Origin of the sequence: Nonomuraea sp. NPDC049714 (genome assembly GCF_044465295.1) — a bacterium.
Classification (GTDB): domain Bacteria; phylum Actinomycetota; class Actinomycetes; order Streptosporangiales; family Streptosporangiaceae; genus Nonomuraea.
Genome location: NZ_JBITLM010000004.1, coordinates 37,502 through 49,030, shown reverse-complemented (window position 1 = coordinate 49,030; position 11,529 = coordinate 37,502). Strand labels below are relative to the sequence as shown.

The 11,529-nt window shown below is 72.7% G+C and carries 12 protein-coding genes; 4 read left to right on the top strand and 8 right to left on the bottom strand.

All coding sequences use genetic code 11. The features are described 5' to 3' along the window. The first annotated feature begins 26 nt into the window (after positions 1–26). Positions 27–959, top strand: coding sequence for a hypothetical protein (locus ACIBQX_RS17530; RefSeq protein WP_397005547.1), 933 nt, complete (start codon positions 27–29; stop codon positions 957–959). Here ACIBQX_RS17530 and ACIBQX_RS17525 read toward each other — a convergent pair. Then, on the bottom strand, positions 938–1,810 hold the full coding sequence (locus ACIBQX_RS17525) for a DUF6492 family protein (RefSeq protein ID WP_397005545.1): 873 nt from the start codon (positions 1,808–1,810) through the stop codon (positions 938–940). The two genes, ACIBQX_RS17530 and ACIBQX_RS17525, sit on opposite strands and share 22 nt — an antisense overlap. 124 nt (positions 1,811–1,934) lie before the next feature. Between ACIBQX_RS17525 and ACIBQX_RS17520 the strand changes: the two genes are divergently transcribed. Both ACIBQX_RS17520 and ACIBQX_RS17515 read left to right on the top strand, forming a co-directional pair. Continuing rightward, entirely contained in the window at positions 1,935–2,654 is a 720-nt protein-coding gene (locus ACIBQX_RS17520; protein ID WP_397005543.1) for a hypothetical protein, read from the top strand. Between the two features lie 3 nt (positions 2,655–2,657). After that, the gene (locus tag ACIBQX_RS17515; protein ID WP_397005541.1) at positions 2,658–3,992 is read left to right on the top strand and encodes an O-antigen ligase family protein; all 1,335 of its coding nucleotides are present in this window, start codon (positions 2,658–2,660) and stop codon (positions 3,990–3,992) included. Here the strand turns inward: ACIBQX_RS17515 and ACIBQX_RS17510 are convergent. Beyond that, entirely contained in the window at positions 3,941–4,831 is an 891-nt protein-coding gene (locus tag ACIBQX_RS17510) for a hypothetical protein (RefSeq protein ID WP_397005539.1), read from the bottom strand. The two genes, ACIBQX_RS17515 and ACIBQX_RS17510, sit on opposite strands and share 52 nt — an antisense overlap. Before the next feature lie 12 nt (positions 4,832–4,843). Further along, positions 4,844–5,404 (bottom strand): dTDP-4-dehydrorhamnose 3,5-epimerase family protein, encoded by a 561-nt coding sequence (locus tag ACIBQX_RS17505; protein WP_397005537.1) that lies wholly within the window; start codon positions 5,402–5,404, stop codon positions 4,844–4,846. Positions 5,405–5,427: 23 nt separating this feature from the next. Between ACIBQX_RS17505 and ACIBQX_RS17500 the strand changes: the two genes are divergently transcribed. Then, positions 5,428–6,273, top strand: a complete 846-nt coding sequence (locus ACIBQX_RS17500) for a glycosyltransferase (protein ID WP_397005535.1) — start codon at positions 5,428–5,430, stop codon at positions 6,271–6,273. Here the strand turns inward: ACIBQX_RS17500 and ACIBQX_RS17495 are convergent. The 5 genes from ACIBQX_RS17495 to ACIBQX_RS17475 form a co-directional block, all read right to left on the bottom strand. After that, positions 6,246–7,442: a glycosyltransferase family 4 protein gene (locus tag ACIBQX_RS17495; RefSeq protein ID WP_397005533.1), complete on the bottom strand. Its 1,197-nt coding sequence runs from the start codon at positions 7,440–7,442 to the stop codon at positions 6,246–6,248. The two genes, ACIBQX_RS17500 and ACIBQX_RS17495, sit on opposite strands and share 28 nt — an antisense overlap. Next, the gene (locus ACIBQX_RS17490; protein ID WP_397005531.1) at positions 7,432–8,784 is read right to left on the bottom strand and encodes a nucleotide sugar dehydrogenase; all 1,353 of its coding nucleotides are present in this window, start codon (positions 8,782–8,784) and stop codon (positions 7,432–7,434) included. The genes ACIBQX_RS17495 and ACIBQX_RS17490 overlap by 11 nt, the downstream gene beginning before the upstream one ends. A 79-nt stretch (positions 8,785–8,863) precedes the next feature. Further along, on the bottom strand, positions 8,864–9,895 hold the full coding sequence (locus tag ACIBQX_RS17485) for a GNAT family N-acetyltransferase (protein WP_397005529.1): 1,032 nt from the start codon (positions 9,893–9,895) through the stop codon (positions 8,864–8,866). After that, positions 9,892–10,803, bottom strand: a complete 912-nt coding sequence (locus tag ACIBQX_RS17480) for a glycosyltransferase family 2 protein (protein WP_397005527.1) — start codon at positions 10,801–10,803, stop codon at positions 9,892–9,894. The genes ACIBQX_RS17485 and ACIBQX_RS17480 overlap by 4 nt, the downstream gene beginning before the upstream one ends. Next, the gene (locus ACIBQX_RS17475) at positions 10,803–11,465 is read right to left on the bottom strand and encodes a polysaccharide deacetylase family protein (RefSeq protein WP_397005525.1); all 663 of its coding nucleotides are present in this window, start codon (positions 11,463–11,465) and stop codon (positions 10,803–10,805) included. Before ACIBQX_RS17475 ends, ACIBQX_RS17480 begins: the two co-directional genes overlap by 1 nt. Positions 11,466–11,529: the final 64 nt, after the last annotated feature.

The window sequence follows — 11,529 nt, the reverse complement described above, 5'->3', positions numbered from 1 at the left end:
GAAGAACCTGACGGGGGCGGAGAATAGTGGGCTTCTGGAGGACCGTCCTCGGTCTGGCCAGGAAGAAGTTCGTCGGGCCGCCCGTCGTGGTGGCTGCGGTCGTGCTCGCCTTGGCCGGCTTCTTCCTGGTGCCGAGCCGGTACGTGTCCACGGCGTCCATGGTGCTCACCGTGCCCGCGTCCGGCGGGACGCTGGAGACCGAGCCCCGGCAGCGGGTGGGCCTGACCAACCCGCTGCTGCAGTTCAACGACGCGCTGCGGACCACGGCGGGCATCCTCATCCTGGCCACGAACACGCCCGAGGTCGCCGCCGAGATCGGGGTGACCGAGGACGGCCCCACCGCGCTGACCATCAACGACGGCCGCACCAACCCGGACCTGCTCGGCATCAGCACCAACGGGCCGTTCGTCTACATCGAGGTGGAGAGCACCTCGCCGCAGCTGGTCAGGGAGACGATGCGGAAGGCGCAGCTGCGCGTCAAGCTGGAGCTGGCCAGGCGGCAGGTGGCGCTGGACGCCCCGATCAGCACGCACATCGGCGTCCTCGACGTGATGCCCGCCTCGATCCCCAAGCCGCTCATCCAGGACCGGCTGGTGGCCGGGGTGGCGGGCGGTCTGCTCGGCGTGGTCGCCGGGCTGACCGCCGCCTACGCCGTCCTACGCCTGCGCGCCTCCCGCACCGCGCCGGCCGAGGCCGCGGGCATCCCTTCGGCGCGGACGGGAACCCCGGCGGCAGAAGGCGAGACAGCGGCCGGAAACGGCGACGGCCTGGAAGAAGCCGGGGCCGGTAACGACGCCCGCCCGCCCGAGCCCCCGGTCTTCCCGCTGACCGTGGCCGAGCTGGAGGCCGGGCAGGACGGTGAGAGCGGTGAGAACGGGTCGGCTCGGGCGGCCGTGGACGACACCGGCCCGATCGAGGTCGTCGTGCCGCGCGACGATCAGCCCGACTCGACCACCTGAGCGCACCGCCGGATGGCGGCCAGCCTGGCGTCCATCGGCGTGTGCGACTTGGCCGAGATCATCATGCCGACCGCGTCCCGTGGGAGCCGGTCGGCGAAGGCCACGGCCGTCGGCTCGTCCCACGGCTCGTGGTTGTAGCTCAGGTGGCAGATCGTGGTGTTGACCGGCGGCGACGCCTTCAGCACCTCGTCGACGAACACCCCGTAGAGGATGAACTCCGAGATGTGCAGCCGCGCGTTGAAGGCGTCCATCCAGTCGCGCCCGGTGACCTCGCTGATCCGCCGCCGCATGGCCAGCACGATCGCGGGGTCCCAGAAGGTCAGCGCCGTCACGTAGTCGGGCAGCGGAGGCGGCGGCGCGGGCGGCAGCCCGAGCAAATCCCGGGCGACCTGGTGCCACCGGACGTGCCGCCCCATGTCAGCGGTGACGCCGTCGTCCACCCGGTGCAGGCTGAGCCGCCCGTCCACGGTGAAGGACGCCGCGCTCGTGGGCCGTACCAGCACCGCGTCGGAGTCCACGATGAGAATGGTGTCGGCGTCGACCAGGTCCGCGGCGGCGATCTTGACGGTCTGCTGGAGAACCCAGCCGCGCAGGGGCGGCCACGGGCGGCGGTAGTCGACGTGCACATCGGTGCCCGGCACGCGGACGTACCTGCTGGACAGCAGCTGCGAGCGGTCCCACACCCGGCAGCGCGGCCCCTGGTAGCGGGCGAACAGCTTCAGGTCGGCCGGCGACACGAAGACGTGGTGGACGGTGTCCGGCGAGGTGTGCTCCAGCACGGAACGATGCAGCAGCGCGAACAGCTCGGCGTCCTGCGCGTAGGTGGGAGTGACCACGGCCAGTTCGCTCATGTATCTCCAGACGCAGCCCTAGATAACCCCATATCGCGCTATTGAGGATGGTGTTACAGCGTTTGTGTAACGCTCCATGGGGGTTCGCGCGACATGTAGGGGGGCGGCACTCGTAGGGGGGCGCGTGGATTTCTGGGGGACGATCCTCGTCCTGGTCCGGCGGTGGTACGTCGCGTTGCCGGCCTTCGTATTGGCCGTCGGCGGCGCGTACCTCGCCTACAGCACGATCCCCACGACCTACACCACCACCGCCGTCCTCCTGCTGACCGCGCCCACCAGCGGCGGCGTCGTCCCGGCGCAGCCCGACCAGCCCGTCGCCCGGGTCAACCCGCTGCTGAACTTCGACCACGGGCTCGACGTGGCCGCCTCGATGCTGATCAGCGCCATGAGCACGCCGGACATGGTCGCCGCGATGGGCACCGCCGAGGGCGACACCAAGTACGCGGTCACCAACGGCACCAACAACCTGGAGTCGCTGGCGACCGGCCCACTGGTGTTCGTCGAAGGGGAGAGCCGCACCCCGGAGGCGGCCACGGCCATCACGCTGAAGGTCATCGAGCGGGTCGAGCGGGAGCTGGACCTGCGCCAGCGGCAGGTGCAGGCGCCGCGCGAGACGTACATCACGATGAGCGCGGCCGTGCCGCCCACCACGCCGGTGGCGCAGCAGGGCAGGAAGCTGCGCTCCGCCGCCGCCGCGCTCGGCCTGGGCGTCATCGCCGCGCTGTGCGCCTCCTTCGCCGCCGAGAGCCTGCCCCACCCGGTACGAGCCCGCCTGACCCGCCGCCGCCCGCCACCCGAGCCGGAGGCCAAGGAGCTCGTCGCCGCCGAGAAGGCGGAGGCGTAGCCGGTGGACGCCCGGTCTCCCGCCTGGGGGCGGGCCGACGGCGCGACGGTGGCGGCGGTGTTCGCGGTGGCGTTGCTGGTCGTGCCCGCCCGGCTGGTGCTGAAGCTGCTGCCGCTCTCCCTCACGCCCGCGAACGTGGTGAGCCTGGCCGCGGCCCTGCTGTGGCTGTGCGCGCAGCTCACCCTCACCCTCGGCGCCGCCAAGGGCGCCAACCCGGTGCGCACCGCGCTGTTCGCCTACTTCACCGCCATGGTCGCCACCTTCGGCTTCGCCACCTGGGGCTACCTGGACTCCGACGAGCTCAACCTGACCGACCACGCCTTCGTGCTCGTGGTGGCGTCCGTGGGCATCGCGCTCACCGTCTGCGACGGGGCTCGCGGGCACCGGCGGCTGGACTTCCTGCTCAAGACGCTGGTGGTCGGCGGGGCGGTCGTGGCGGTGATCGGCGCGCTGCAGTTCCTGCTCTCGGTGGACCTGACCAGGTTCCTGGAGCTGCCGATCCTGCGCTACACCAGCGAGGGCGACTCGTTCGTGCTGGAACGGGCCGATCTGCGGCGGGTGGCCGCCACCACCGGCCATCCGATCGAGTTCGGCGTGACCTGCGCGATGCTGCTCCCGCTGGCCGTGCATCACGCCACCAAGGCGCGGCTGCGCGGCGAGCCCGCGCTGCGCTGGTGGGTGTGCACGCTGCTGATCGGGCTCGGGCTGATGTTCTCGGTGTCGCGGTCGGCGATGCTGAGCCTGCTCGCCGTCGGCGTGGTGCTGCTGGCAGGCTGGTCCGGCCGCCAGCGGGTGCAGGCGCTCCTGGTGGCCGCCGGGTTCCTGGTGCTCGTCAGGCTGACCGTGCCGGGGCTGCTCGGCACCATCGCCGGGCTGTTCACGAACCTGTCCAACGACGAGAGCATCCAGTACAGGACTCACGACTACGCCGTCGCCGCGCAGGAGATCGGCAGGCACTTCTGGCTCGGCCGGGGACTCGGCACGTGGTACGCGCCCAAGCACCAGATCTTCGACAACCAGTACATCCTGTCGATGGTGGAGACCGGGCTGATCGGCACGCTGGCCTACGCCGCGCTCTTCGTGGTCGCCTTCTACGCGGCGCTCAGGGCCAGGCACCTGACCGCCGATCCGGGCACCCGCGATCTGGGGCTGACCCTGGCGGCCTGCCTGGTCGTGCCGCTGGTCGGGTCGTTCACCTTCGACCTGCTGTCGTTCGCGACGGTGACCGGTCTGTCGTTCCTGCTGATCGGGGCCGCCGGCGCGCTGCTCCGCGCCGTACGGGCCGATCAGCTCTCGCCCTCGCAGCGCAGCGGGCCGACGATCGAGGTGACCCGATAGTCAGCGTCGATGGTGACCAGCTCGTTGCCCACCCAGTCGGTACGGCCGCACTCGGAGTCCACGGGCCCGTAGACCCACGACTTGTCGACCAGCTTGTTGCCGCGCACCACCTGCTTGCCGCCCGCGTTGCGCACCTGGATGCTGAAGGTGCCGCCCATGACCAGGTTGTCGGTGACGACGACGTCGCGCGACTTCTCGTCGACGAGGAAGATCGGCGCGGTGATGTGCGCGGCCTCGCGCTGGTCGACGGTGTTGTGCTCGAAGAGCAGCCCGGTGCCGCCGTTGTAGGCCTGGATGCCGTCGGAGTGGTCGCCGGGGTTGGAGCAGAGCTTGACGAAGGAGTCGCGGATCCGCACGTCGTCGCCGGAGACGCGGAAGCCGTCGCTGTGGCCCTGGACCAGCACCCTGGTCGCGGTGTACTTGTCGTGGCCGATCGCGGGCAGCGGGCCGCAGGTCCCGGCGGCGCCGACGGTGCTGTCCTCGATGGAGAAGCGGAAGGACTTGTCGCCGTCGGCGTTGGTGATGTGGCCGTCGATCACACTGTTCCTGATGGTGACGTCGTCGGCGTGGACGAGCAGGGGGCCGGCGATGTGCACGCCGTCGAGCACGGCGCCGCGCTCTCGCACCCGGTAGGCGACGTTCTCGGTGTTGAGCTTGAGCGGGGTCAGCCTCCGCTCGCGTGGCGCGCCCGTACAGGCGGGTGTGGGGTGGTCGGGGCAGGAGCTGCCGTCGGCCCGCACGATCTTCGGCGGGGGCGTCGGGGCGGCGGCCGGCGGGGCGGGGGCCGCCTGACAGGCGGCCGTGAGCAACAGCGCGCTCACGGTCACGACGAGACGCATCACCGCCACCTCTCAGCCACCGAGCGACTTACTGAGCCGAGGCAGGAGCTCGGCCCACGGGCCCGCCGCCAGGTCGCGGTCGCTGATCCCGGTGGGCGGCAGGGGCCACGCTACCTTCAGATCCGGATCGTCGTAGCGGACGGCGAGATCTTCGGCGGGGTCGTGCTCGCGGTCGATGCGGTAGCAGGTGTCGGCCGGCTCGGTGAGCGCCTGAAAGCCGTGCAGCAGCCCAGGAGGCACGTAGAGGGTCACGAACGCCTCGTCGTCCAGGCGCACCGCCATCCGCCTCCCGAACGTCGCAGAGCCCGGCCTGGCGTCCACCAGCACGTCATAGATCGCGCCCCTGGCACAGCGCACCAGCTTCGCCTCGCCCCGCCCGCGGCGCCCGTGCAGGCCCCGGACGGTGCCGCGGCGCGACCTGGACTGGCTGTCCTGGATGAACGACTCCGGCGACAGCCCCGCCCCGGCGGCCACGGCGGCGTCGAACGTCCGGGTGAACAGGCCGCGCTGGTCGCGGTGCGGCGTGGGGGCGAACAGCAGCACGCCCTCGATCTCCCCTCGCTCCACTCTCATGAGTCGTCCCTTCTGGCGGTGTGATGAAGCCCAGGATCAGTGTCGTCATCCCGGCGCACAACGAGGAAGCGGTCATCGCGCGCGGCCTGGACGCGCTGCTGGCCGGGACGTCGCCCGGCGAGTTCGACGTCGTGGTGGTCGCCAACGGCTGCTCCGACCGCACCGCGAGCGCCGCGGCCCGGCCGGGGGTGCGAGTGCTGGAGACCTCGCGGTCCGGCAAGGTCAACGCGTTGCGCCTGGGCGACGCCGCCTGCCGCGCCTTCCCGCGCGTCTACCTCGACGCGGACGTGCGGCTGGACGCCGCCTCGGTGCGGGCGCTGGCGGAGGCGGCGGCCCGGCCGGGGGTGCTCGCCTGCGCGCCGGTGCCCGAATGGGACCTGGCAGGGACGGGGCCGCTGGTCAGGCGGGTGCACCGGGTGCACGACCGGCTGATCGCACCGGCGCGCGTCCTGGCGGGCGTGGGCGCGTACGTGCTCACCGAGCGGGGGCACCAACGGGCCTTCCCGCTGCCGGACGTGATCTCCGACGACGGCTGGGTGGACGGCTGTTTCGCCGCGGGAGAGCGGGTCGCGGTGCCGCAGGCCCGCACGGTGGTCCGCCCGGCCCGCACCGTCCGCGCGCACCTGGCCAGGCGGGTCCGGGTGCGGCAGGGCAACCGGCAGCTCGCCGAGCTCGGCAGGCCCGCCCGCACGCTGCGCGCGGGGGCGCTGCGCGAGCTGCTCGCCCGCCGCACGGTGAGCCCGCTCGACGCCGCCTGCTACGTGGCCGTCCTGGCCGCCGACCGCATGCTCACCCGCCTGCGCGGCGACCGCTCCCGATGGGGTACGGACACCGGCAGCCGTCACCGCGATTCCACGGCCGCGTCGTAGGCCCGCAGCAGGGCGGCCTTCGAATGCTCCCAGGACAGCGGCCCGGCCACCCGCTGCCTGCCCAGCTCGCCCATCCGCAGGCGCTCGGCCGGGTCGTCCAGCAGCCGGGCGATCAGCTTGGCGAACTCCGACTCGTCGTTGGCCGGCGCGTACAGGGCGGCCTCGCCCGCCGACACCCGCGCCTCGCGCAGCTCGAAGGAGACGATCGGCTTGGCCATCGCCATGTACTCCATGACCTTGTTCATCGTGGAGACGTCGTTGAGCGGGTTCAGCGGATCGGGGGAGAGGCACACGTCGGCCGTCGACAGGTAGCGCATCAGGTCCTCGTCGGGGATCCTGCCGGTGAACTCGACGTCGTCGCCCAGGCCCAGCTCGCGCGAGAGCGCCACCATCGCGTCGAAGGTGTCGCCGCCGCCGACGAACACCGCGTGCCAGTCGGCCCGCCCGTGCTCGTCCCGCAGCCGCGCCAGGCTGCGCAGCGCGTAGTCGACGCCGTCCTGCGGCCCCATCACGCCCAGATAGCACAGCAGGTACGGCTTGCCGCGCCGCAGCGACTCCTCCGGCGGCACCTGGTGGAAGCGTTCCACCACCGGGGCGCTGCGGACCACGAAGACCTCCTCGGGACGCTTGCCGCCGCGGGAGAGCGCGACCTGCCGGTAGCTCTCGTTGGTGGCGATCACCACGTGCGCCGCCCGGTACGTCCACCTTTCCAGCCGGCACACGGCCCGGTAGAGCCGGTCACGGCCCCGGTCGAAGCGTGACAGGTAGAGCTCGGGCACCAGGTCGTGCTGGTCGAAGACGAACCGGGTGCCGCCGCGCCGCATGGCCAGCGCGAGCAGGAAGAACAGGTCGGGCGGGTTGCAGCCGTGCACCACGTCGAACCGGCCGGACCGGGCCGTCAGCCGCCTGGCCAGCCGGAAGGTGTGCCACAGCGCCGAGCCGTACTCGCGCAGGTAGCCGGCGGGGCCGCCGGTGGCGGCGCGCAGGGGGTAGCGGTGGATGCGCACGCCGTCGATCACCGCCTCCGGCTCGGTGTCCTGCTTGGCGCCCTGGGGACAGATGACGTGCACCTCCCAGCCGGCCTCGCGCAGGGCGGTGCTCTCCTGCCAGACGCGCCGGTCGAGCGGGACGGAGAGGTTCTCGACGAGGATGAGCGCTCTACCAGCCAATGCCCACGTAGTCCCTTCTGTCGCGGCGCGTCGCGGCGCCCGGCATGCGCACGAGGTCGACGATCACCTTCCCGCCGGCGCCGTCAGTGTCGTTAGCGCCGTTCGCGCCGTTCGTGCCGTGCAGGCCATCCAGCGCCTCCAGCACGGCAGGGTCCGTGCAGCCGACCACGCACACCTCCGCGTGGCCGAGCACCTCCTCGACGGAGTCGCCGAGGAGGTCTTCCAGGTGGGGCAGCCGCTCGGCGATGTAGGCGCGGTTGGCCCCCATCAGCCGGGACAGTGACACGTTGGCGTCGTAGATGCGCAGGTCGTAGCCCTTGCCGAGGAGCCGTTCTGCGAGCTCCACCATCGGGCTCTCGCGCAGGTCGTCGGTGCCCGGCTTGAACGCCAGGCCGAACAGCCCGACCTTGCGCCTGCCCGGCGCGGTGACCAGGTCGAAGGCGCGCTGCAGGTGCGCCTCGTTGGCCGGCAGGACGTGCGAGAGCAGCGGGACGGACACGTCGGCCATCCGGGCGGCGTACACCAGCCCGCGCAGGTCCTTGGGCAGGCAGGAGCCGCCGAAGGCGAAGCCGGGACGCAGGTAGGCGGGGCTGATGTTGAGCTTGCGGTCGGCCAGGAACACGTCCATGACCCGGTGCGAGTCGAGTCCCAGCGCCTGGCAGACGGCGCCCAGCTCATTGGCGAAGCCAATCTTCACCGCATGAAACGCGTTGTCCGCATATTTCGTCATTTCGGCTACGGGGATCGGCACCCTGAACACCTCGCCCGGCAGCCCCTCGTAGAGCGCGGCCACCACGTCGCCGCTGGCCTCGTCCGACTCGCCGATCACCGTCTTGGGCGGCGCGAAGAAGTCCCGCACGCTGCTGCCCTCGCGCAGGAACTCCGGGTTCACCGCCACCCCGAAGTCCACCCCGGCCCGCAGCCCCGAGGACCGCTCCAGGATGGGAACGAGCAGCTCGGCGCAGGTGCCGGGGAGCATGGTGCTGCGGAAGACCACGACGTGCCCCGCGCGCAGGGACCGGCCGATCTGCTCGGCGACGCGTTCCAGATAGGTCGTCGACAGGCTGCCGTTCGGGGCCGACGGCGTGCCGACGCAGACGAGCGAGATCGCGCTCCAGGCGACCGCCTCGGCCGCCTCCGTGGTGGCCCGCAGGCTCCCGTCGCGCACCGCCCGCTCGACCAGCTCACCGATCCGCTCCTCGACGATGGGCGCCCGGCCGGCGTTGATCATGTCTGCCTTGACCGGGTTGACGTCGACGCCCACCACTTCGTGTCCCATCGAGGCGAGGCAGGCCGCCGAGACGCATCCCACGTAGCCGAGCCCGAAGACGCTGATCCGCATAGCTGCCCTCCGCCGTGGACCGTGGGGCAGCGATCTTCCCCCGCCTCCAAGGGATATGTCGGGCATATCTATTGGAACGTTACGGCCGTGTCCGAGTCCGGACAGCTCGTACGGCCGCTCGCGCGTGGACCAGCGCCGAAGCGGCGACGCGGCGTACCGGATTCCTCGTCACCAGCCCCTGGCCCACCTGCGTCTGACCGGTCCTGGCCCGCCGCTTGTACTCGTCCTCGCCCCTGCCCAGGTCGATCCGGGAGACCCCGAGAGCCGGGGCCGCCCCCACCAGCTCCCGCAGCAGGATCCACCCGGGGGACAGCCTGGCGAACTCCGGGTCGTACACGGGGAACCACCAGTGCAGCACCCCGCCCGCGCGCAGCCCGAAATGCGCGGCCAGCAGCCTCGGCCCGGCGTGCAGCGTCGACAGCACCCCGCCGAACGACCCGTCGCGGGTGCGCAGCAGGCTCTCCAGCAGCCGCGCCCGGCCGGGCTCCGCGAAGTAGTCGCGGGCGCCGGTCGCCGCGTACTGCGCCCGCTTCAACGCGATCACCCGCGCGAGCGCCTCGCCGTCGGCCGAGTCCGCCTCGAAGCGGACGGGGCCGTGCTCGCGCTCGGCCTTGGCCGCCCTGCGCCGGGCCTGGCCCATGTTGTCCTTGCCGCTCTTGGAGGCTCGGCCCAGGTAGCCCGTCAGGCCGCCGGTGACGTCCAGGTACGGCGACGGCCTGCTGGTGATCACCCACGGCTCGAAACCGGGCGCCTGGTCCACCAGGTGGTCGAACGCGTACCCGGTCGCCCCGCCCCGCAGCAGGTCGAGCGGCCGGAAGGCGGCGCCCGCCGCGAGCACGGGCCCCTGGAAGTCGGCCGCCGGCCACCCGACGGGCCGCAGCAACCGTCCCTCGCGATGGTGCGGCACCAACGCGCCGATCCCCCCGCCGCCTGCGGCGACGGCCACCTGTACGGGGCGTTCTGCGGCATGTACGGCCGCCGCGAAGCCCGGATGGAAGTACGGGCTGTCCAGGGCCGGGTTGGCGGCCCGCAGCGCATGCCAGGCGTCCAGCTCCGCCCCGCCCAGGTCACCGAACGACACGATCCGCATCCCGCCCGCGCCGGGCGTCATCGGGGGAGCGCCGTCATCCGGCGGGACGGCCGGAGGAGCGCCGTCACCGAGGCGCGCGAGGTGGGCCGGCCGGCCAGCGCCCGGACCGCCTCGCCCGCGAGCACGGCCAGGTAGTAGGCCGCCCCCGCGACGGGCCCGTGCCGCCGCCGGTAGAGCCGCACCTTGTTGACGACCAGCAGCGCGGCCAGCATCGGGTTCACCCCGGAGTCGCCGCCGATGTGCTCGATCACCGACGCGGGTTCGTACCAGGTGCTCCAGCCGAGGTCGGCGGCGCGCAGGCAGAAGTCCGTCTCCTCGCTGTACAGCAGGAACGACTCGTCCCACGCCCCCACCTCGCGTACGACCCGCGACGAGATCAGCAGGGCCGCTCCGGTCGCCCAGGCGTACGCCCCGGCCCGGGCGTACGCGCGCGGGTCGGTCACCAGCTCGCCCAGCGTGCCGAGCCGCCCGGCCCGGTCTCCGCCGAGCACCGCCTCGGCCACCGCCCTGCCCACGGTCGGCGCCCGGCGCAGCGACGGCTGCAGTGAGCCGTCCGGGTTGACCATGTGCGGCACCGCGATCCCCCGGCCGGGCTCGTCCAGGCAGGCGAGCAGCGGCGCGACGGCTCCCGGGCGCAGCCGGCAGTCCGGGTTGAGCACGTACACGGCGGCCACGTCGTCGAGGTCGAGCGCCGCGAGCCCGGCGTTGATCGCCGCCGCGTAGCCGGCGTTCCGGCCTAGCTGGACCACCTTGACCGGCAGGTCGGCCCGGTCGGCGATGGCGGTGGAGCCGTCCTTGGACGCGTTGTCGGCCACCACCACGTCGGCCAGCTCGACCCCGGCCGCGCCCGCCGCCAGCGAGGCCAGGCAGCCTTCGAGCACGTCCGCGCTGTTGTAGGTGACGATCACCACGGCGATCCTGCGGAGCATCAGCGCACCCGCTTGTACAGGCGCATGGCCAGCTTGGCGGCCCGGCGCGGCAGCGACGGCCCGCCCGCCAGCACGCGGGCGGTCCAGCCGCTGTCGAGGTCGCGTTTCAGGCTGGTACGCGGCTGAAGCCAGGCGTCCGGCCGGGCCCTGCCACCGTCGCTGGTGAAGGCGCGGGTCACGCCCGCCCGCCGCAGCCGGCTCAGCACCCGCCTGTCGTACGAGCCGAACGGGATGGCCACCCGCGACACCGGCTCACCGGTCAGCTGGCCGAGCAGATGGTGGGCGGCGGAGAGCTCCTCGGCGGCCTGCCCGGCGTCCAGCGTGCGCCAGTCGCGGTGCGCCCAGCCGTGCGAGCCGATCCGCATCCCGGCGCCCAGCAGCTCGCGGACGCCGCTGGAGTCCAGCCGGCCCGGCTCGCCGAGCAGCCCGGCCAGCACGAAGAACTCCGCCCGCAGGCCGCGCTCCACCAGCCGGGGCAGCGCGATCCGCACGTCCGAGTCGTTGCCGTCGTCGAAGGTGATCCGCACGTCGGGCCGCCCGGCCACGGCGTCCATCACCCGCTCGAACTGGGCCACGCTCACCCAGGTCTCCTCCTCGCCCGGGTCGAGCTCGCGGGCCGGCTCGCCGATGCCGTGCACGGTCAGGTTGGTCACCGCACGCATCCCGCCCCCTGATCAGAAAGCCGCCAGGAGTGATATCGGTGTCCAGGATGGACCGTTACAGGCG

Bases quoted from the DNA above. Each gene is read 5' to 3' on its own strand.
- ACIBQX_RS17490 (WP_397005531.1), bottom strand. From the start codon at position 8,784: ATGCGGATCAGCGTCTTCGGGCTCGGCTACGTGGGATGCGTCTCGGCG.
- ACIBQX_RS17485 (WP_397005529.1), bottom strand. From the start codon at position 9,895: ATGACGCCCGGCGCGGGCGGGATGCGGATCGTGTCGTTCGGTGACCTG.
- ACIBQX_RS17510 (WP_397005539.1), bottom strand. From the start codon at position 4,831: ATGCGTCTCGTCGTGACCGTGAGCGCGCTGTTGCTCACGGCCGCCTGT.
- ACIBQX_RS17525 (WP_397005545.1), bottom strand. From the start codon at position 1,810: ATGAGCGAACTGGCCGTGGTCACTCCCACCTACGCGCAGGACGCCGAG.
- ACIBQX_RS17505 (WP_397005537.1), bottom strand. From the start codon at position 5,404: ATGAGAGTGGAGCGAGGGGAGATCGAGGGCGTGCTGCTGTTCGCCCCC.
- ACIBQX_RS17475 (WP_397005525.1), bottom strand. From the start codon at position 11,465: ATGCGTGCGGTGACCAACCTGACCGTGCACGGCATCGGCGAGCCGGCC.
- ACIBQX_RS17480 (WP_397005527.1), bottom strand. From the start codon at position 10,803: ATGCTCCGCAGGATCGCCGTGGTGATCGTCACCTACAACAGCGCGGAC.
- ACIBQX_RS17500 (WP_397005535.1), top strand. From the start codon at position 5,428: ATGAAGCCCAGGATCAGTGTCGTCATCCCGGCGCACAACGAGGAAGCG.